This window comes from Acetobacterium malicum subsp. dehalogenans DSM 11527 (assembly GCF_000472665.1).
Lineage (GTDB): Bacteria > Bacillota > Clostridia > Eubacteriales > Eubacteriaceae > Acetobacterium > Acetobacterium malicum.
This window is the reverse complement of sequence record NZ_AXAC01000035.1, coordinates 1-21,727: the sequence shown is the minus strand read 5'-3', so window position 1 is coordinate 21,727 and position 21,727 is coordinate 1. Positions and strand designations below refer to the sequence as shown.

Sequence of the window (21,727 nt, the reverse complement as noted above, 5' to 3'; positions counted from 1 at the left end):
TGATAAAATGAAAGTGAAATTAGCCTGGGCTGAACGGTTAATACTGACACAATCTTGTCATAGTAATGTGATAAGCTCTTATAGATAAGAAGAAAAAGGAGGCGCATGTCAATGAAGGGTATTCGTATTCTGGTGGCGGAAGATGAAGATAAATTGCGGGAAATCGTCTTGAAATATTTATACAAAGAAGGTTATCAAGGCTTCGGTGCGGCTGATGGGGAAGCGGCCCTGGACTTATGGGCGGAAAAAAAGCCGGACTGTATCATCCTTGATGTCACCATGCCGAAGATGGATGGTTTTGAGGTACTGGCAGAAATCAGGCAAACTGACAATGTGCCGGTGATTATGTTGACGGCCCGCCGGGAAGAAGATGATAAAATTCAGGGCTTTGAAGTCGGGGCGGACGATTATGTAACCAAACCCTTCAGTCCCCGGGAGTTGATGGTTCGCATCAAAGCCTTATTAAAACGAAGCGGGGTCGCCACCACCGATAACCAGCTCGATGTATGTGGGATCCATTTAAATGCCGAAGAACGGGAAATAACCATCGATGATGAAACGATTAACCTGACTCAGAAGGAATTTGAGGTGCTGATTTATTTTATCAATCATCATAAGCTGGTCTTGTCGCGGGAACAGATTCTCGACCGGATCTGGGGCTATGATTATGAAGGAGATATCCGGGTGGTTGACACCACCATCAAGCGGCTGCGTAAAAAAATGAACGATAAAGGAGAATGTATCCAAACCGTCAGAGGGTTGGGATATAAGTTTAAAGAATGAGATCTTCGATATTTTCGCGCTTAATGCTCTATCTGGGGGCCTTTTTTCTGGTGTTGTGTTTACTGACCTATTATGTCCTTGGTTCTTATTTTGAAGTGTATTATACTGAGAAAAGAACAGCGGTTTTAATTGATAAAACGAATCAGGCCGCGACGATGTATAATCAGAGCGGATTAACCCCGGAACTGCAGGCGTATATCGATGTCGCCGAAGAAGAAGGGATTGTCATTCAGATTATTCAGCAACAAACCGGGACCGCAGCGATTTCTTTAGAAAAAGTTTCGACCAAAAATGGCAGCATCGAAACAGTGGCCGCAAGTAAAGGAGTAGAAGAAGCGGATCAAACCGATGGTTCGGGATCGACCATCGTTGAAAAAAAACGGCTGGCAGCAGGCGGTGAACACAGCGGCACGGGCAATGAAGCGGGTGCTGGTGCTGGTAGCGGCACCGGTAACGGGTCAGGATCCGGCAGTGGCACTGGTAGCGGAACCGAACACGGCTCAGGTTCCGGTACCGGCCAACAGAATAGTATCGAGAATCAGGTCAGAGAACATCAGCAGGATGAAAGCTTTGTAATTGTCCTCGGTAATGATGATCATCAGGTCGAGTGGTTGACCCATAAGATCGTTGCTGCGGATGGCGCCCAGATCATTGGTCGAATTCCGCTTTATTCAGTTCACGAAGTCGTTGAAATTGTGGAAAATTTTTTATTGGTATTCTTAATCATTGTTTTTGCCTGTTCGCTGCTTTTTGCCTACTTTTTTTCCCGGGGTATTTCCAGGCCGATTGTTTCGTTAAATCGTCTTTCCCGGGAAATGGGGAATTTGAATTTCACCCAAAAATATCAGGGCTTTAGAAAGGATGAGATCGGCCAGTTGGGGGAAACCCTGAATCATATTTCTGATGAACTGGAAGGGGCGATTCTAAAACTGCAGGAAGAATTGGATAAGGAACGGACCTTTGAAAAAATGCGGCAGCGTTTCACTGCCCAGGTGTCCCATGAAATTCAAACTCCCTTGGCAGTAATCAAAAGCTACGCTGAAGCCCTGGAAGACGGGATCCTTGAAAATCGCGAGGAAGAATTGGAATACTTTGTGACGATCCAGAAGGAAGCCGATAAAATTAGCGGCATCGCCAGTGATCTGCTCGATCTGGCCCAAATTGAATCCGGCGCCTATCAGCTCAAAACGGAAAGCGTTTCCGGGGTTGAGGTCATCGCTTCAGTGGTTGAGCGGTTTGTGAATACCTATCCGGAAAAAAATATCAGCTTTAATAATCGCTGTGATCCGGACAGAAAAGTGACGATGGATCGGAAGCGGATGGAACAGGTTTTTTATAATCTCTTAAATAATGCCATTAAACATGTCAGTCCAACTGACGGAATGATTGAGGTGGGCTGTGAAATACGGGAAAAAGAGTGGATCGTTTCTGTTTATAATGTGGGTAAGTCGATCCCGGAAAATGAGATCAATCAGATCTGGGAATACTTCTACAAGGCTCAGTCGGATAAAAAAGGCACGGGATTGGGGCTGGCAATCGTCAAAGGCATCATAATCTGCCATGGCGGCAAGGTGGCTGTGGATAACCGGGAAAATGGGGTCTGGTTTGAAGTGCGGTTACCACTAGAAAAACTTTAAAATTTGAATTTTCAAACTCCCCAGATATGTTATAATGAGAAAAAACAGTCGAATTGACAGGAGATAAGAATGAGTTTATTTAATGAAACATTAGCAAAAATCCAACCACTCAATGAAGAAATGATGAAAACTGCCAGGGAGCGGGTTGATTTTCTGCTCAAACCAGTGGGTAGTCTGGGAACCCTGGAAGAGATCGCCGTCCAGTTAGCCGGCATTACCGGCCAAATGTACCCGGATGTCAGCAAAAAAGCGATGCTGGTTTTTGCTGCCGACCATGGTGTGTTTGAAGAAGGCGTTGCCGCGGCACCCCAGGAAGTTACTGCTTTGATGGCGCAGATGGTCGTGACTGGAAAAAGCGGGGTTGCGGCTTTAAGTAAACAAGCCGGAGCAGATATTTTTGTTTGTGACGTGGGTATGAATGCTGACTTGGAACCCAAATCAAAAATTTTAGATAAAAAAATCAGAAAAGCCACAGCGAATATGCGGAAAGGTCCGGCAATGACCCGGGCAGAAGCGGTGCAAGCGCTGGAAGTCGGTATCGATGTGGCCCAACGGGCGATTAATAACGGTTACAATATTTTAGGTACTGGAGAAGTAGGAATCTCCAACACCACCGCCAGTGCGGCCATCATTTCGGCTCTTAGCGGGGTTGATGCAGCAGAACTGACTGGTGCTGGGGCCAATCTGTCAGAAGATAAGCAAGTGGTCAAAGCCCAGGTGATCCGGGACGCCATTGCTCTGAATCAGCCTGATAAAGACGATGCCGTCGATGTTTTGGGCAAGGTCGGCGGATTTGAAATCGGCGCCATGGCCGGAGCGATGCTGGCCGGAGCGGCCAATCATATTCCGGTTTTAATAGACGGTTTTATTTCCACCGCCGCCGCCGCCATTGCGATCGGAATCAACCCAGAGGTAAAAGGTTACCTGATCTGTTCCCACGCATCAGCTGAAAAGGGGGCCGCCTATGCTTCGGAATTTATTGGCGCCAAACCATTCCTGAATATGGGCATGCGCTTGGGTGAAGGCAGCGGCGCCGCCATTGCTTTTAATATTGTCGAAGCAGCCCTGTACATGAATCGCGAAATGGCAACCTACGGTGATGTTGGCCTGGGTGTTGTCTAAAAATTGAATTAAGAATTGAACCAATAACATTAAAGCCCTTCAAAAATGAAATCTTTTGAAGGGCTTTTTTCAGGATTGACTCAGATAACATCAAGATTCAAGATAAAAAGGATTTAGAATTTTGAACGTTTTAACAGTTGCATTTGGCTAATCATGATAACCAAACCATAGGCAATCCCAAAGGCAACCGGTAATCGCATAGCCGGGATGCTGAAAAAATCCTGCCCAGTAAATGCGGCAAGGATTTCAAAAACTGGTGGGAAAATCCATGAAACAAAGCGGCTTGAGGAGAAATGGTCGGCCAAAGCGCCCTTTGATATCGCCATGACAGCGACAAAGAACAGCAGCAATACCGCCATTTTGCGGTTTTTGATAAGGCGGGGATGAAAAAACGAACCGGTCATGGCGCCTAAAAAGGCCATTAAACAATGCAGGAAAAACCCGATCATGACATCTTCGAACTGTAAGCTGCGGGTGAATAAGTGATAATGATTGACAACATTGTCAATCAGGGGGTAGAGAATGCCAATGGCACCCATAACAACACCGATGATCAGCAGTACGGTCAGGCGGCTCAGGTAATAAAGAGTGGCATTATTGATCCGCAGCAAAATCAGCTGTTCGGTAACCGGATTTTCCAGTTCAGCGTAGCTGAATCCGACAAAGGCCATGATAAAGAAAAGCACCCCAGCCGATTCAGAAAAGCTCGAAACAATCGAAAAAGGCATGATCCCGTAAGCGGCAAATAAATAGATCAGGTAGATTAAAAAAGGCAGCAATAATTTATAAGATTTAAGATAGGATTTAAAGTGATAAATTAACAGATTTTTCATTGATCCATTCCTTCCATGGTCCGCAGCTTGAATTTATCTTTTAACAGCGTTATTAAAACCTCATCGCTGTGTTCTCTGGAAACGATCAGTTTTAAACGATTATGATCCCAGGTTGCTTTTTCGATCAAACTGCTCAGTTCGGAATTAAGAGTTGGTTTAGCTGGCGCTTCAAAAATCATCACATCATACTCGATTGCCTTGATACCGGATAAATCCACGGGTTTTAACTGATGGTCTGATATTTCGTAAGCGGTGTTAGCCAGTTGTTTGACGAGAAAACGCTCGTGACAGGACATCACCGTCGCCATCCCTTGTTGCTGCAGTTCCTGAACCATCTGGATAAACAATTGTTGGGATTGGCTGTCCTGGCCGGATAATGGTTCGTCCAGCAGCAAGACATCAGGAGTATCGAGCAAGGCCTGGATCACCGCCACCTTTTGAATGGTACCTTTGGACAGATGTTTGATCGGAACATCGCACATGTCGTCCATCTGAAAGGTCTCAAACAAGCGTGTCATGCCAGTGCTGACTTGCTCCGGGGGTAAACCGCCAATCAGACCCAGGGCTTTAATAAATTCTGCCGGGGTCAAATCAATTTTGGGGAAATTCTCGGGGATGTAAGCAATTTTAAGCTGCGGCGTATAGTTGACAGCGCCGGAAGAAATTGTTGTCAGACCAGCGATGATTTTCAGCAGGGTGCTTTTACCGCTGCCGTTGGGGCCCAGGAAAGCAATGGCTTTTTGGGGAGTGATCTCAAGATTGATATCTTTCAGGATTAATTTTCGGCCAAAATATTTGGAAATGGCGTTAAGTGAAATAAGAACACGGTCCATCATTTACTCCTTATTGATCATTGGAAAAGATTAAAATAATTATAATCGATCACATTAATCCTATCATATCTTTTTTTAAACAGCAAATTTATAAGTGATCAAGCAGGTGTACTATTGGTGGAAACGAAGACTTTGAGCAGGCTGGTCTAAAAAAATCTTGACATTATTTTGCGGTTAGTAATATAATAATTGAAATAATTAAAAGCTGTGAATGAGGAAAGTAATTTTCGTTGGAGTCGACAGAGAGTTGGTAAGGCTGGAAGCCAATGACGATGACGTGAGTGAAGTTCCCTCAGGAGCTGATTGGCTGAACAAGCGTGAATAAATTCGTTTATTTACCGGTTTACTAGGCAAGTCCGGTGTCACTCACCGTTAACAAAAGTAAGAACAGAATCCTTGTGGATTGCGTTCTATAAAGGTGGATTAGTTAATAATCAAATTAGGTGGTACCGCGAGTCAGACTCGTCCTTTTCAATAAGGACGGGTCTTTTTATTTAGAATCAATAAGAAAATTTTGGAGGAAAAAATGTACTGGAATAAGAGCTACGAATGCATGCCAAGAGAAAAATTGCAGGAACTGCAATTGGAACGATTAAAACGAATGGTCAATCGGATTTATCACGATGTTCCCTTCTACCGCAATAAATTTCAGGAAAAAGGTTTGCTGCCAGAGGATGTTAAGTCACTGGAAGACCTTCAGAATCTGCCCTTTACCACCAAGGTTGATTTGCGGGATAATTATCCCTATGGTCTTTTTACCGTGCCGCTGGAACAGATCGTTCGAATCCACGCATCATCTGGCACCACCGGCAAGCCGACGGTGGTGGGATATACCCGGAATGATATCTCGATGTGGTCGGAACTGATGGCCCGGTGCCTGGTCGCAGCCGGTGCTGGTCCTCACTCAGTGATCCAAAATGCCTATGGTTATGGTTTATTTACCGGCGGCTTGGGAGTTCACTACGGGGCTGAGCGACTGGGCGCTTCGATCATCCCCATTTCGGGGGGGAATACCGCCAAGCAGATCATGATTATGCAGGATTTCGGCTCAACGGTATTGACATGTACCCCCTCTTATGCTATTTATTTAGCAGAGGTGTTGGCGGAGTCCGGCATTGATCCCGCCAGCTTAAAGATTCGGGCTGGTATTTTTGGAGCTGAACCCTGGTCGGAAAATATTCGCAAAGATATCGAGAAAAAACTGAAAATCAAAGCTTATGACATTTATGGTTTATCGGAAATCATGGGACCGGGCGTTGCCATCGAGTGTGAATGTCAGGATGGTCTTCATGTCTGGGAAGATCATTTTATTCCTGAAATTATTGATCCAGTGACATTGAAGGTGCTGCCATATGGTGAACAGGGCGAATTGGTGATTACCACCATTACCAAAGAGGGGATTCCGATTCTGCGTTACCGGACTCGGGATATTACCACTATCAAAGCGGAACCTTGTGCCTGTGGTCGAACCCATTTACGAATCAGCCGGCTTCAGGGACGAACCGACGATATGCTGATTATTCGTGGCGTTAATGTTTTCCCAACCCAAATTGAAAGTGTACTGCTGGAAATCGGCGAAGTCGAACCCCATTATCAATTGGTAGTCAGACGAGACGGCTCACTGGATACCCTGGAAATAAAGGTTGAACTCAGTGAAGCCTTGTTCTCGGATCGGATCAGCAATCTGGAGAACCTGGAAAAACGGATCAGAGATCGGATCCAATCAACCATTGGCGTCAATGCCAAGGTAGCCCTGGTGGAACCCAAAAGCCTGCCCCGAAGTGAAGGAAAAAGCCAACGGGTTGTCGATTTAAGAAAGATTTAGGAGAAGAAAAAATGATACGACAAGTTTCCATTTTCATCGAAAACCACGAAGGTCGACTGAATAATGTTTTGAAAATTCTGGCCGATAATAAGATCAATATTCGCTCGCTGAACATTGCCGATGCCACTGATTTTGGGATCGTGCGTCTGATTTTGCAGGAAACCGAAAAAGGGATTGAGGTTCTTAAGGAAAATGATATCATTACCACGGTGACGCCGGTTTTAGCGGCAGAGATTTCCGATGATCCCGGTGGATTAAGCACTTTGGTAGATGCGCTGACCCAGGCGAAAATAAATATTGTCTATGCCTATTCTTTTCTGCCGAAAAAAACCGATAATGCCATCATTATTATTCGGGTTGATGATGATGTTCAGCAGAAAGCCATTGACACCCTAGAAAAGGTAGTTGAGATAAATCTATTGGATAGAGAAACACTATTACTGAAATAATTTAACCTCTTAGGGTAAATTAAAAATATTCATAAAATTCCTATTGACATTCGGCAAAACTTTTCGTAAGATCAAAGGTATGAATTAAATGTAACTAATAAAATGATTTATACAGGAAAGGCAAACCATGGCAACGTCAAGAAAAGGAACCCAAACAAAGAGCAATATAATAACAACAGCAAAGGTTTTATTTTATGAGAATGGTTATAACAAAACCGGCATTCAGGACATTGCAGATCGTGCTGATGTTAAGCTGGGGACCATTACTTATTATTATAAAAAGAAAGACGATATGATCACTGATATCTACAATGTCTTCTTTTTGGCATTGTATGACTATGTCTCGTCGGTGTCTGAGAATCTTAATCTTTATACCAAGTATTGTTATTCGCTGGTGCTGTATTATGAAGCGATATTAAATGATGAGCATAACAAAACCTTGTATTATGAGGTGCTGGTTAAAAATGTAAACCCCCACGGACGAACCAACATCACCAATACGCTGAACCGCTCCTGTCTGGATTTTCTCAACAAAAACTACATTGAGGCCGATCTGGAAGTCATCGCCCGTTCGGAATATGGGGCTCGAAAAGAGCTATTCATCGATTTCTATGAAAAGAACATCAAGTTTACCAGCCGGGCAATGATTTATTTCTTTATCCGCAATTTATTCAGACTGATGAACCTGGATGGTGAAATGATCGAAAACACGATTCAACAGGGCTTTGAATTCTCAAATAAAAACAAGCCGGACGGTATTAAATTTCTAATTTAAAAATTTTTAAGGGCAGCAATCCAGTGGATGCTGCCTTTTTTGCGGTTTGGATTGTGGGCGTGGTAGATAATTGGTTGTAAGAATTTCGTAAGGAAATTCAGCATTGTTTTGACAGAAGTTTGTGTTAAAGTTAAACCAAGATGAAATGGAAAGGCGGAAGCTTAGGAAATGAGTATTTTAATATGTGATGATGAAAAAGAAATCGTTGAAGCACTGGAGCTTTATTTAAAAAACGAAGGCTATACGATTTTAAAAGCCTATACTGGAAAAGAAGCCATCGCACTGGTGGAAAAAGAAGAGGTTCAATTGATCATTATGGATGTGATGATGCCAGAGATGGATGGACTTCGGGCAACCATGAAAATTAGAGAGACAAAAAATATCCCAATTATCTTTTTATCAGCTAAAACTGAGGATAACGACAAAATCATGGGTTTGACCATGGGGGGTGATGATTATATTACCAAACCCTTTAATCCGATGGAAGTCATTGCCCGGGTGAAGTCGCAATTACGGCGCTACAATACCCTCGGTGGCTGTCCGGAAAAAGTGGGAACCTACCGCACTGGCGGACTGGTTCTGGAAGATGACTATAAACGACTGACGGTGGATGGTGAAGAGGTGAAACTGACGCCGGTAGAATACAAGATCATGCATTTCTTGATGTCGGAAAAAGGGAAGGTATTTTCCATTGATCAGATTTATGAGAACGCCTGGGAAGAACCAGCCTATAATTCGGACAACACAGTCGCCGTACATATTCGCCGGATCCGGGAAAAAATCGAAATTAATCCAAAAGAACCAAAATATTTAAAGGTGGTGTGGGGCATTGGCTACAAAATTGAAAACTATATGGACTGATAAAAAATTTAAAATTGCCTGTTCACTTTTGGCAGTGGCCTTGATCACCATCAGCTTTGGGGCTTTATTTGAAGTCTACTGGTTCAATTGGGATTACAGGGCAAATACCAATAATTATCTCGAGAGTATTGAGCTTGAGAATAAAGTACTGACTGTCTACGAAAATATCGATCAGGTTTATAATTTCTATCAGAGTGAAGAAAATATTCGCGCGGGGAATGCTATTGATCCCGAAGCGATTAAGCGGTACAAATTGAATATACTAGTAGGTTTGGACATTGTTGATCCAGAGGATATGGGACTCTCAACGGAACAGGAGATGCTCAATAATGCAAGTTTCTGGGAACCATACGCCGATGAACTGGAGGCGCAAAAAAAACAGCTGATCAATGAGGGGCTGTTTCAGTATGAACGATTGAAAAAAGAGCTGGAGCAAACCCAGGGATTATCTTATATTATTGATAGCAAAGGTGTTAAAAACAGTCAGCCCAAAGAAGTCAACCAGGATGATCTGCTTAATCGACGGGTGACTTTCACCTACAACAAGGGGGCGATTTCGTCCAGTCTGTCCAATATTGATCAATTCGAACCATTAGACTACTCCGTTGACCCGGATTTTCAGGTAATTATTGGATTTGACGACGCCTATATCGCCCAACGGGAAGTGATGTATCAGGCTGAACGATTACAATTTCTGTGGCTGATGAGTATCTTTATTGTGTCTTTTATTCTGGCGGCCATTTGTGCGCTACTAGCATGCATAGCGGCCGGGCGAAAAAAAGAAAGCGAAGGCGTTCAGCTTTTACCAATTGACGCGTTCTGGATTGATGCTCACTTTTTATTGTTGCTGATGGTGGAAACCCTGGTCGTTGCCGCGATTGTATTTTTTTATGATCAGAATTTCCCCCGGGTCGATATGCTGATGCTTTTTGCCGTGGGTGCGGCTTTGGGATTGAACTTTTTACTGTCAGTGGTACGAATTTTAAAAGAAGGCAGTTTCGGAGAACGGCTATTGTTTCTCAAACTGATCAGAATGACATGGAGATTTATTAAAGCCCAGTTCAAGAAAATTGCCAGTTATTACAATGATGTCATGAAGGGATCATCGACCGTGAAACGATTTATGTTCTGGGCCATGCTGCTGGTTGTTCTGGCCTTGTCGGTACAGGTACCGATTCTCGGTATCTGCTCGTTCATCTGCATTATTTATCTGCTCTATTGGGGTGGCAGAAAAGCGAAGAAGTATGATGGGATTTTAGAAGGATTGGAACGTATAAAAAATGGCGAGGTTGATTACAAACTGACTGGCTTTGATGGCGCCCTGGGCGAGCTGGCTGAAGGTATTAATGCTATTGGTGATGGCATTTCACTGGCAGTATCCGAAGAAGTAAAAAGCCAGCGGTTAAAAACTGAGCTGCTGACCAATGTATCCCATGATATCAGAACTCCGCTGACGTCGATTATCACCTCCATCGATCTGTTGAAAAATGGAAATTTGAATTCCGAGGAAAAACAGAAATATTTAGATATTCTGGAAAATAAGGCTCACCGCCTGAAAGTGCTGACCGACGATTTATTTGAAGCTGCCAAAGCTTCATCAGGAAATATTGAAGTGGAGTTTCAGGCTGTCGACATGGAAATGTTGATGACCCAGGGCCTCGGTGAGATGGAAGAAGAACTGCAAAATTCGCAGCTGGAGTTTATCACCCAATACCCCAAGGATCTTTTTGTCGTCACCGCCGACGGTCGTCTGATCTGGCGGGTCATTGAGAATCTGCTTTTCAATATTTTGAAATATGCCCAGAAGGAATCCCGGGTATACATTGAATTTTCAAAATGTGAGGAAGATAAAAGCGGAATGGTGATATTTAAAAATATCTCGGCCCAGCCCCTGAACATTTCGCCCGATGAACTGATGGAACGGTTTAAACGGGGTGATGAAACCAGAAACAGTGAAGGCAGCGGTTTGGGCTTGGCCATTGCCAAAGATCTGATGACGATCCAGCAAGGTGAGCTGAAACTGGAAATTGATGGGGATCTCTTCAAAGCGGCAATCATCCTTCCTTTGGCAGAATAGACAAGAAATGAAAAGTTTTATGAGATAGGATCCAGGTGATCCTATCTTTTTTTGTATCTATGAAGAAAAAGTGGGTAATAAGTAACCAAAAGATAAAATAAACATAAATACAAAGATAAGAAGTGATGGTTGCAAAATACGCGAAGGTTTGGGAGGTGGATGTCATATGATTTTTACGGTAACCTTTAATCCGTCGTTGGATTATGTTGTGGGGCTGGACTCCTTTCGGGAGGGGGCGGTTAACCGTAGTGAATGGGAGCAAATCTACCCGGGTGGAAAGGGTATCAATGTGTCGATGGTCCTAAAAAATCTGGAGATTAGAAATATCGCCCTGGGTTTTGTAGGCGGTTTTACTGGAAAGGAAATTCAACGACGCGTCAAAGATTTTGGATGCTACACTGATTTTGTTAAACTTAAATCGGGAAATTCCAGAATTAATATCAAAATAAAAGCTGCTAAAGAAAGTGAAATCAATGGGCAGGGTCCCGATATCAGCAAGAAAGAACTTGGTCAGCTGTTTAAAAAACTGGAATCCATTGAATCTGGAGATATGCTGGTTTTGGCTGGTAGTATCCCAACCGCATTGCCCGAAGACAGCTACGAAAATATTATGAAATTTCTGGAAAACCGCAGCGTCAAAATCGTCGTGGATGCCACTGGGGAACTTTTACTCAGAGTCGTTAAGTACCGACCCTTTCTGATTAAACCCAATAACCATGAGTTGGGGGAGATGTTTGGGGTTACATTAAATGGTCGGGAGGATATTATTATTTACGCTAAACGATTGCAGGAAATGGGTGCTCGAAATGTGTTGGTTTCGATGGCCGGGGATGGTGCCATTCTTGTTGATGAAAACGGAAATATCGATGAAATGAAACCGCCAGTAGGGGTGGTTATAAACTCTGTCGGCGCAGGAGATTCGATGGTAGCGGGATTTATTGCCGGCTATCTTAAAAATCAGAATTATCGGGAGGCTTTTAAGATGGGAGTAGCAACGGGAAGCGCATCGGCCTTTTCGGAAACATTGGCCACCAGGGAAGAGGTTTTGAAGCTGTTGGAAAAAATCGAAGAAAGCGAAAGATAAGGGGGAAGAAAAAATGCGGATTATTGATTTGTTAAACGAAAAGGGCATTGATCTTGCAGGAAAACCGGCAGCCAAGGAAGTGATTATTGAACAACTAGTGGCGTTGATGGCCGAAAGTGGAAAAATCGCGGATCAAGAGGTCTTCAAAAAAGCGGTAATGGCCCGGGAAGAAGAAGGAACCACTGGTATCGGTGAAGGGGTGGCCATTCCTCATGGTAAATCGCCGGTAGTTACGGATGCCGGATTGGCCGCCATGGTGATTAGAGAAGGTACTGACTTTGAAGCATTGGACGGAGAGCCGGCCTATCTGTTCTTTTTAATAGCTGCCCCTGAAGCAGCAAACAATCTCCATCTGGAAATGCTCAGCCGGCTATCCACTATTTTGATGGATGAAGCATTCAGGGCCAGGCTTATTGCCTCAACCGATCCCCAAACGTTTTTGAAACTCATCGATGAAAAGGAACAGGAAAAATTTGGAGACGCGAAAGCGGTAGAAACTCCGGATCCGACCAGATATTATCAGCTCCTGGCCGTTACTGCCTGCCCCACGGGTATCGCCCATACCTACATGGCAGCCGAAAGTCTGGAAAGTAAGGCTAAACAAATGGGCATAACCATCAAGGTGGAAACGAATGGTTCCGGTGGGGTTAAGAACCGATTGACAGCAGCTGAAATCAAAGCGGCCGACGGCATTATTATTGCGGCCGACACCAATGTGGAAATGGGCCGTTTTAATGGGAAACCCGTTATTCAAACCAATGTGGCCCGAGGGATTCATAAACCGCAGGAACTCATTGAAGAAGCTCTGGCCGGAAAGGTGCCGGTGTATTCTGCTGGAGACCAAACCATTGCAGAAACCGATGGCGGGGAAAAAGAAAGTGTCGGCCGTAAAATTTATAAAGATCTGATGAACGGTGTTTCTCATATGCTGCCCTTCGTTATTGGCGGCGGAATTCTGATTGCGCTGGCGTTTTTGTTCGACGACTATAGCATTGACCCGGCCAACTTTGGAAGCAATACCCCATTCGCAGCGTTCCTGATGAAAGTCGGCGGGACTGCCTTTGCCTTTATGTTGCCGGTATTGGCGGGTTATATCGCCATGAGTATTGGCGATCGGCCGGCGCTGGCCGTTGGCTTTGTCGGGGGGATGCTGGCCAACACTGGTGGCGCCGGTTTTCTCGGCGCATTGTTGGCTGGTTTTGCCGCCGGCTATCTGGTACTGGGACTAAAAAAAGTCTTCGCCAAATTGCCGGCCAGTCTGGAAGGCATTAAGCCGATCTTGATTTATCCCTTCTTTGGGATTCTGCTGATTGGCGCCTTGATGGTATTTATCATTAATCCTCCTGTTGCAGCACTCAATGCGGCCTTAAGTGCCGGGTTGAATAGTATGGGGACATCCAGCAAGGTCATTCTAGGCATTGTCCTTGGCGGCATGATGGCGGTGGATATGGGCGGGCCAGTCAATAAGGCGTCCTATACCTTTGGTCTGGCATCACTGGCCACCGGTCAGTATGATATTATGGCGGCAGTGATGGTAGGGGGAATGGTTCCGCCGCTGGGCATTGCCCTGGCCACCACTATTTTTAAGAACCGCTTTACCAAAAAAGAGCGGGAAGCCGGGATTGCCAATTACGTGATGGGCCTCTCCTTTATTACTGAAGGGGCAATTCCCTTTGCCTCAGAAGATCCGCTCCGGGTGATTCCTTCCTGTATCGTTGGTTCGGCTCTAGCCGGTGGATTATCAATGTTCTTTGGCTGTACACTGATGGCTCCTCACGGTGGGATTTTCGTATTTCCACTGGTGGGAAGTCCTTTTGGTTACGTGATTGCCTTGTTGGCCGGTTCAGTGGCCAGCATGCTGATGCTCAGCATATTGAAAAAACCAAAAACCAGTGAAAGTGATGAATTGGAAATTATCTAAATAATCGACTCCAAAAACCCGCCGTAAAGGTGGGTTTTATTTGTTCTTTTTATGTAATGATTGTAAACAAATAACAACAAAGTAAATTCTAAACGAACAATGGTCTGGTTTGATTGTACACCAGGGGATAAATCGGTATAATTGGAGAAAACTACAGAATATAGTGACAATTCATATTACAAGGAAGTAACCAATGAAAAAGACCAAAGGTATCAGGCTGTTTTTAGGCCTAGTCTTGACGATCGTTTTGAATGTGGCATGCTTTCCAATCGGCGTTTTAGCAGAAAACGAAGCTGAACAGGGAACATTAATCCCGCTTATTGTCTTCTCTTCCGATCCCGTTTATAATGGAAATCCTCACGTTTTGGCGACCGTAAATCCAGCTGTTGATGGCCCTGATCTTAATCCTGACCTGATCGAGATCACCTATAAAGGGATTCAGGCAAATGGAGAAGCGTACCCATTATCGGCGATTCCGCCTTCGGCGGCAGGAACCTATATGGTGTTTGCAGGATATCGGGGTGATGAAGCCTATCAGAGCATTGATGATAAAAAAGAAATTAAAATTATGCCCGTCGAACTCAAAACAACAGAATTCTTCACTGAAAAGCCAATTGCTAAAATATATGATGGTAATACCAGTGTGCCCGAAAATGTCTTAAAGGGATTGGGGAACACCGGTGTTATCGATGCAGATATAAATGTGGTGGTATTTAACTACAAATCTGCCAATTTTTTATTTAAAGATGTAAGACCGGTCAATCCTAACCTGATTATCCTCAAAGAAATGACAATTTCAGGAGAAAAAGGAAAAAACTATATCATTGTTGATGAAAATAAAGTGACGAAACCATTAGTGAGTATCGACATCTCACTGGGCGCGAATATTTTGCCCAAACCGGTGGAAGTTCTTCTTGCCGGTCAAGATAAGGTATATGATGGAACACCAAACCTTCATGACTACCAACTATCGGTCATTAAAACGGATCTGATCCAGGGTGAAGAATTAGGCGCTTTTGGCGCTGAGAATTTTTATCCCTATTACGGAGAAATTAATATCCAGCAAAAAGATGTGGGGAGTTATTATGTATGGGCAACAGGCGGATTCTATTTATATGGAATCAACGGGACAAACGCCGACAATTATACAATTAATAATCAAACAATCGTTTCAAAGAAAAAATATGATATTACCCCGGCTGCGGTAACGGTTATCCCGGCTTATGTTTCGAAAGTTCAGGGCGAAGCAGACCCGGCATTAACCTACACGGTCTGGCAGGATGATTCTGGCGATGGCTTTAATAAGGGGCTGTATGCTGATGATGTAATGTTTGGCTCCTTAGAACGCGAAGCCGGTGAAGCGGTGGGCAGCTACGACATTTTTTTAGGGAGCTTAAATAATGCTAATTACCGTATTATCCTGGCTGACGGAACCGATAAATTTGAAATTGTTAAGAAAGAAGATGCTGTCGCTGTCTATGGCGGGAATGATTACAGCAATGGCGGAAATGGCGCAACAGAAAAAGAAGCAGAGTCACCGGTACCCTATATGGGAATTGCGCTACTGCTACTGTTGCTGATTGCCGGAGCGATCTTCTTTGGTAAGAATCGGTTAACAAAAATGGATTAGTTCAAAATAAAATTTAAAGAAAGAAGATCTGTTTTTAGGGGCAGGTCTTTTTTAGTGCCTGGGATTAAATAAAATAGATGTAGGAGTGAATCTAACATAAAAAAAGAAACTTTTTCAGTGATTATATGTTAAAATAGTCGGTAAATAAGATAATAATCAGTACAAACGAATTATGACCAGTTGGAAAGGAAACGAGAATGAAGAATGAAAAATTAAGTGGACGATTGTGGCAAACAGGATTGATGGCGGCATTAATTTTGCTGATGCTGCCGATGAGCATTTGGGCGGAAGTCGATGGAAAAATGGCAACGACAATATCGATTGCCAGCGCGCCATCGTCGGTAACCTTTAATGCGTCGGCCGCCGAGCTGGATAAGGCAGTGTATAAAGCGTTGAACATCGTAGTTGTGGATAGCGACTACAATAAAATTGACTTTACTTCAGACGACATTACCCTCGACTATAACCGCCAGGTGGGGACACAAAAAATAACGGTCACTTTTAAGGGAAATGATCAGTATGAAGTCAGTACCGCGACCGGAACGATTATCATTAATGATGTTCCCAAAAAAGATACCCGACTGGTGCTGAAAGCCAATCCCCCATCGGTGGGATATTCTGCCGATACGGCAACACTGGATAAAGCAGTTTATGATGATCTGGTTATTCAAGTGGTAGATGGTGATTCCAATAAGGTCAATTTTGCACCAAGCGACATGGTCCTGACCTATAATCATGCCGTGGGAACGCAAAATGTTGTTGTCGCTTATAAGGGGAATTCCCAGTATAACCCAAGCCAGGTAAATGCCACGGTTCAAATAACCGGCAAGCAGGATACCAAGGTATCAATTGCGGCTAAACCTCCGGCTGTGGCCTATACCAGTGATTCAGCAAAACTTGATCTGGCCGTTTATCAGGCATTGAGCATTGTCGTCGTCGATGCGGGCAACAACAAAATCAGTTTTACTGCAGCTGATATTGACTTGAGCTATAATCGTGCCCCGGGGAAACAGGATGTCACCGTAAAATATAAGGGAAATGACCAGTTTTCGCCAAGTACGGCCACCGGAAATGTCGAAATCACCGGGAAAGTTGATCCACCGGCGCCAACTAAAGAAAATACATCCGTGAATCTGGCCAAGCCACCTATTGAAGCAGCCTACACCACCGATTCAGGAAAGCTGGATGCCGCCGTTTATCAGGTATTGGGCATTCAGGTAGTTGACAGCAAGAATAAGGCCATCAATTTTACAACCACCGATATCGAACTAAGCTACAACCGGGAACCGGGCGATCAGCCGGTGACGGTGAAATATAAGGGAACTGATCAATTTAACGGCAGCACCGCTACCCAAACAGTGACCATTACCAATAAGGGTGACAGTTCGCTGATTATTTCGCAAAATCCGCCGAGTGTCGACTATGATGATAACACGACAAATCTTGATGAGGCGGTTTATCAGGATCTATGCGTTACAGTAGTGGATGAAAACAACAATAAAATTCAATTCAATCGGGACGATATCGAGCTTGATTATACAAGAGCAGTGGGCGAGCAGGAGGTTATTGTCAAATACAAAGGCAACAATTATTTTAAAAGTGCGGTGGCGACAGTGCGGGTAAACATTGTCCAACCGAATCCCAATAATCCCTGGCTGATTGCCGGAGTGGCTGGAATTATTGGTGCCATTGTCATTGTTTTGGGAATTATTGGAGTGGTGATTTATCGTAAAAAACATTCGCAGAGTAATTAATAGCGGTCAAGCGGTACTGACGGAATATCCAGCAATGGTATAAGGAGAAGGAAAATGAAGGATGGAAAGTCTGACAAATCTTTATTGAAAATCATTTTAATGATATCTCTGACTTTGCTTATGTTGCCCGGCGCTATTTGGGCTGCGGTTGGGGAAAAAATGGAAACCGCCATATCTATGGCCAGTTCTCCGCCGGCGGTGATCATTAACCCATCCCAGTCGGCGATGGATCAGGCCGTATTTCAGGCACTAAGTATTGTTGTTCTTGATGGAAACTCAAATAAGATTGATTTTTCTCAAGATGAGATTAATCTCAATTATAGCCGCCAGGTTGGCACGCAAAGAGTGGATGTAACCTATAAAGGGAATGATCAGTATCTAAGCAGTTCAGCGTCGGGAGGGATTACCATAACAGAGGTGCCGAGAACAGAAACCCGGGTGGTCTTAAGTGCCAATCCTCCGGCAGTCACCTACACCGGGGATTCGGCCCAACTGGATCTGTCAGTATACCAGTCCCTGGGGGTTGTAGTGGTTGATGCTGGCAATAACCCGGTGGGCTTTACCGCGGCCGATATTGAATTAAGCTACAATCGTGCCCCAGGTAAGCAGGATGTAACCGTAAAGTACAAGGGCAATAATCAGTTTCTGCCAAGCTTGGGGACAGCCTTTGTTGAGATCAAAGGAAATGTTGATCCACCGGCCCCGACCAAGGAAAATACCAGTGTTAGTCTGGCAAAATCCCCCGGTTTAGTAGAATATCAATCAGATCCGGGGAAGTTGGATGCCGCCGTTTATGCGGCGCTGGAGATTAAAGTGGTCGACAGCAAGAATAATCCCGTGAATTTTACAACAACCGACATCGAATTAAGCTATAATCGGGTAGCGGGAGATCAACCGGTTACTGTTAAGTATAAAGGGAATGAAAAATTTAATTACAGCATGGCCACCCAAACAGTAACCATTTACGAAAAAGACGATTGCTCACTGATTATTAACGATTATCCTGGTGAAGTGGAGTATGATGACAATGATGAGAATCTGGATGATGCTATTTATGACGATCTGGAACTTGATCTCGTCGATGAGGATAATAACAAAATCGAATATGACAGAGATGATATTGAGTTGGAATATGACCGGGAAGTTGGCGAGCAGGAGGTGCTTGTTAAGTACAAAGGCAATAATACCTATAAAAGTGCAGTGGCTACAGTACGGGTTAATATTGTTAAGCCTCCGGTAACCAATCCCTGGGTAATCGCCGGGGTGGCAGCAATTTTTGGAGCAATTATTGTTGTCAGTGGAATCCTCGGTGTTGTCATTTACCGAAAAAAACGCCGGGAGAAAGCGGCGCTGGAAAGCAAAGTGATTGAAGAATTGGAAAGTAACGATGGGGAAGAGTTAGATAATGAGGAAACGGAAGAACCAAAAAACGAGGAATCAGGAGAGTAAGAAAAGTCTTGTTTTATGGCAAAAATTGATGGGTTCATTTATCTGCGGTTAACCTAAAAAGCATTGACAACCGGGAGATAAAAAGATATAGTTAATTAGAATGATAAGAAATTAAATGTTTCTTTTGTTAGGTGAGGCTCCTATACAGATATGGCTGCTGCCCGGAAACATCGAAAGATGCCAATGGGTCAACAGGTACTATCGAATTAAGGTTTTACTTAATGCAGTTGGGCATTGCCCTATGCTGTATAGTGCCAAAACTCAACGAATGGAGGAATCATTATTTTTGCTGTGCGAAAATCTCCTCTGTTAAAGTGGAGATTTTTTATTTTCTATATTAAAGGGAAGAACCATGGGCAAATCTGCAAAATGGTTTTCTTTAGTACAAATTCAAAAAAAGGAGTGAGATAGGATGGACGCAGACCCTGGAGAGAAGCGTATTGAACAAAATGAACAAAAACTGAGCGGCCAAATTATCTTACAGATCATCGGCTGCTCTTAATAAAGGAGGAAAGCAATGATCAAAATCTATAAAACCGTTGATGGCAAGATTCAAGAAATTGAAACCATTGAAAAAAACAGCTGGATCAACATGGTTAATCCAACGGAAGAAGAATTGCAGTTTATCACCAGAGAATTAGAGGTGGAGCCGGATTTCCTGAGAGCCGCACTGGATGAAGAAGAAATTTCCCGGGTGGAACTGGAAGACAATAACCAGGCGCTTATCACCATCGACGTTCCAGTGATTGAAAAAGATACCAAGATGGTACTTTATACAACCATACCAGTTGGGATCATTCAAACCGAAGAGAATATTATTACCGTCTGTTTAAGGGGCAATACCCTCATCGACGATTTTGCAAAAGGACGCGTTAAAAATGTCTATACAAATTTAAAAACCCGTTTTATATTTCAAATCTTATACCGGGTGGCCAGTCGATTTTTAATTTATCTGCGTCATATTAACCGGATGAGTACCGATATTGAACGGCAACTTCATATATCCATGAAAAACAAGGAACTGATCCAGTTGCTTGACCTGGAAAAGAGTCTGGTGTTTTTCTCGACATCCCTGAAAGCTAACCAGGGCGTTTTGGAAAAGCTGGAGCGTGGCCGTATTATCAAACTCTATGAAGAGGATAAGGAATTATTGGAAGATGTGCTGATTGAAGTCCAACAGGCCATTGAGATGTCTAATATTTATGCCAACATTCTCAGCGGAACCATGGACGCATTCGCATCGATTATCTCAAACAACTTAAATATTGTGATGAAGATCCTGACATCCTTAACCATCTTAATGGCGATACCAACGATGATTGCCAGTTTTTTCGGAATGAACGTCGAAGGGTTACCGATTCCTAATTTTTGGAGTGTGGTATTGATTTCGGTTGCCTGTACCGGCGTGGCTGCCTTTGTGCTATTTAAGAAAAAAATGTTTAGTTAGAGATGACTAAAAATTATCATTGACAAAGAAATTCAACCGGGTATATAATAAATGAATAGTCTGTTTCAGGGCGAGGTGTAAGTCCTCACCGGTGGTGATGCGCGAAAGTGATAAGTCCACGAGCCGAAAGGCCGATCTGGTTGGAATCCAGAACCGACGGTATAGTCCGGATGAAAGAAATGGCGTACAATTTTGCACGCAAAGCCCTTGAAAAGAAATTTTCAAGGGCTTTTTAGTTTACTGGACAGACAATTGAAGGAGGATTTTTATGAAAATCAAGACAAAACAACTGACCCAAATGGCGGTGTTGGCAGCAATGTCCATACTATTGGTTTATTTAATCCATTTTCCAATATTCCCGGCTGCTCCATTTTTAGAGTATGACCCAGCGGATATTCCCATTTTCATTGGTGCGTTTATGTTTGGCCCATTAGGCGGCTTAATCCTGACAGCTGTTGTTTGTGTGTTACAGGGCGTAACCGTTAGCTCGGCCAGTGGGATTATTGGTATCTTAATGCATTTCTTCGCTACCGGATCTTTTGTGCTTGTTGCCGGGAATGTTTACAAAAGAAACAGAACCAGAAAAGGTGCGGTCATTGGTTTGGCACTTGGTGCAGTAACAATGACAATCACCATGGCGTTATGGAACATTGCAATCACACCATTCTTTTTAGGAATTCCGGTTGAAGCGGTTCTGCCGATGATCCTTCCGATTATTGTTCCCTTTAATCTGATTAAAGCAGGAATAAATTCAGTCATTACCTTTGTTGTTTACAAATCCGTCAGCAAGGTGCTGGGTTTGGAAATACAAGAAACAAAGATTGCAGAAAGCAAATAGTTAATATTTTCATTAATATAGAGAACCTGGAATCATTTGATTCCAGGTTCTTTTTTAAAAGAACGAATTGTCGGATGAAATGTCCGAATAACGGTGAATGAGGCATATATTCAGTGCTATGCGAAAGAAATCAAAAAACTTTGAAAAAACTTTCAAAAAAGCGTTGACAGGAGGGGTGAAAGAGCGTATACTAATGAAGTTGTCTCGAGTGAGGCAGCGGACACAGCTGAAACATTGAAATGAACTTAAAAGAATTTCAAAAAACAGCTTGACAACATGAAGAAACAACGATATAATAGAAAAGCTTCTTAAGTAAGAAGCGGCGGTCATAGAAAAGAGAATAGTACCATAAAACCTGTAAAACAGCCGAAACATCCGCGAGGGTGAATGCGGCTAAAATAGAAACAGA

17 protein-coding genes, 2 riboswitches and 1 other annotated feature are annotated in these 21,727 nt (G+C 43.5%); of the genes, 15 read left to right on the top strand and 2 right to left on the bottom strand.

The features are described from left to right. The first annotated feature begins 111 nt into the window (after positions 1-111). The 3 genes from A3KS_RS0113810 to cobT all read left to right on the top strand — a co-directional run bounded on the left by A3KS_RS0113810 (position 112) and on the right by cobT (position 3,542). Positions 112-783: a response regulator transcription factor gene (locus tag A3KS_RS0113810; RefSeq protein WP_026395403.1), complete on the top strand. Its 672-nt coding sequence runs from the start codon at positions 112-114 to the stop codon at positions 781-783. Then, on the top strand, positions 780-2,420 hold the full coding sequence (locus tag A3KS_RS0113805) for a sensor histidine kinase (protein ID WP_084505012.1): 1,641 nt from the start codon (positions 780-782) through the stop codon (positions 2,418-2,420). Before A3KS_RS0113810 ends, A3KS_RS0113805 begins: the two co-directional genes overlap by 4 nt. 69 nt (positions 2,421-2,489) lie before the next feature. Further along, positions 2,490-3,542, top strand: a complete 1,053-nt coding sequence (gene cobT, locus A3KS_RS0113800; protein ID WP_026395401.1) for a nicotinate-nucleotide--dimethylbenzimidazole phosphoribosyltransferase — start codon at positions 2,490-2,492, stop codon at positions 3,540-3,542. A gap of 113 nt (positions 3,543-3,655) precedes the next feature. On the opposite strand, the gene A3KS_RS0113795 is transcribed toward cobT, so the two are convergent. Together A3KS_RS0113795 and A3KS_RS21380 are read right to left on the bottom strand one after the other, a co-directional pair. Further along, complete coding sequence (locus A3KS_RS0113795; protein ID WP_026395400.1) at positions 3,656-4,375, bottom strand: hypothetical protein; 720 nt, start codon at positions 4,373-4,375, stop codon at positions 3,656-3,658. Next, positions 4,372-5,208: an ATP-binding cassette domain-containing protein gene (locus tag A3KS_RS21380; RefSeq protein ID WP_051355893.1), complete on the bottom strand. Its 837-nt coding sequence runs from the start codon at positions 5,206-5,208 to the stop codon at positions 4,372-4,374. The genes A3KS_RS0113795 and A3KS_RS21380 overlap by 4 nt, the downstream gene beginning before the upstream one ends. Before the next feature lie 198 nt (positions 5,209-5,406). Further along, positions 5,407-5,681: a binding site (T-box leader), on the top strand. 53 nt (positions 5,682-5,734) lie between these two features. On the opposite strand from A3KS_RS21380, the gene A3KS_RS0113785 reads away from it, so the two are divergent. From A3KS_RS0113785 to A3KS_RS0113725, 12 genes are all read left to right on the top strand, one after another. Continuing rightward, positions 5,735-7,033, top strand: a complete 1,299-nt coding sequence (locus tag A3KS_RS0113785; RefSeq protein ID WP_026395399.1) for a phenylacetate--CoA ligase family protein — start codon at positions 5,735-5,737, stop codon at positions 7,031-7,033. A gap of 11 nt (positions 7,034-7,044) precedes the next feature. After that, a complete protein-coding gene (locus tag A3KS_RS0113780; RefSeq protein ID WP_026395398.1) occupies positions 7,045-7,482 on the top strand; it encodes an amino acid-binding protein in 438 nt (145 codons plus the stop codon). Positions 7,483-7,609: 127 nt separating this feature from the next. Next, positions 7,610-8,257 carry a TetR/AcrR family transcriptional regulator gene (locus tag A3KS_RS0113775; RefSeq protein ID WP_026395397.1) on the top strand — a complete coding sequence of 216 codons (648 nt, stop codon included), beginning with the start codon at positions 7,610-7,612 and terminating at the stop codon, positions 8,255-8,257. Positions 8,258-8,425: 168 nt separating this feature from the next. Beyond that, positions 8,426-9,118 carry a response regulator transcription factor gene (locus A3KS_RS0113770; protein WP_026395396.1) on the top strand — a complete coding sequence of 231 codons (693 nt, stop codon included), beginning with the start codon at positions 8,426-8,428 and terminating at the stop codon, positions 9,116-9,118. Beyond that, on the top strand, positions 9,087-11,195 hold the full coding sequence (locus tag A3KS_RS21375; protein ID WP_051355892.1) for a sensor histidine kinase: 2,109 nt from the start codon (positions 9,087-9,089) through the stop codon (positions 11,193-11,195). Before A3KS_RS0113770 ends, A3KS_RS21375 begins: the two co-directional genes overlap by 32 nt. Positions 11,196-11,361: 166 nt before the next feature. After that, complete coding sequence (pfkB, locus tag A3KS_RS0113760; protein ID WP_026395395.1) at positions 11,362-12,279, top strand: 1-phosphofructokinase; 918 nt, start codon at positions 11,362-11,364, stop codon at positions 12,277-12,279. Positions 12,280-12,292: 13 nt separating this feature from the next. Further along, a complete protein-coding gene (locus tag A3KS_RS0113755) occupies positions 12,293-14,200 on the top strand; it encodes a PTS fructose transporter subunit IIABC (protein WP_026395394.1) in 1,908 nt (635 codons plus the stop codon). 193 nt (positions 14,201-14,393) lie between these two features. Then, positions 14,394-15,830: an MBG domain-containing protein gene (locus tag A3KS_RS0113750; RefSeq protein WP_026395393.1), complete on the top strand. Its 1,437-nt coding sequence runs from the start codon at positions 14,394-14,396 to the stop codon at positions 15,828-15,830. A 197-nt stretch (positions 15,831-16,027) separates the two neighbouring features. Next, positions 16,028-17,584, top strand: coding sequence for a hypothetical protein (locus tag A3KS_RS0113745; protein ID WP_026395392.1), 1,557 nt, complete (start codon positions 16,028-16,030; stop codon positions 17,582-17,584). Positions 17,585-17,638: 54 nt separating this feature from the next. After that, positions 17,639-19,033 (top strand): hypothetical protein, encoded by a 1,395-nt coding sequence (locus A3KS_RS0113740; protein WP_026395391.1) that lies wholly within the window; start codon positions 17,639-17,641, stop codon positions 19,031-19,033. 116 nt (positions 19,034-19,149) lie between these two features. Then, positions 19,150-19,313, top strand: a riboswitch (M-box (ykoK) riboswitch). A gap of 237 nt (positions 19,314-19,550) precedes the next feature. Continuing rightward, a complete protein-coding gene (locus A3KS_RS0113730; protein ID WP_026395390.1) occupies positions 19,551-20,480 on the top strand; it encodes a magnesium transporter CorA family protein in 930 nt (309 codons plus the stop codon). A gap of 57 nt (positions 20,481-20,537) precedes the next feature. Then, positions 20,538-20,666, top strand: a riboswitch (FMN riboswitch). Between the two features lie 82 nt (positions 20,667-20,748). Further along, the gene (locus tag A3KS_RS0113725) at positions 20,749-21,318 is read left to right on the top strand and encodes an ECF transporter S component (protein ID WP_026395389.1); all 570 of its coding nucleotides are present in this window, start codon (positions 20,749-20,751) and stop codon (positions 21,316-21,318) included. The last annotated feature ends 409 nt before the right edge of the window (positions 21,319-21,727 follow it).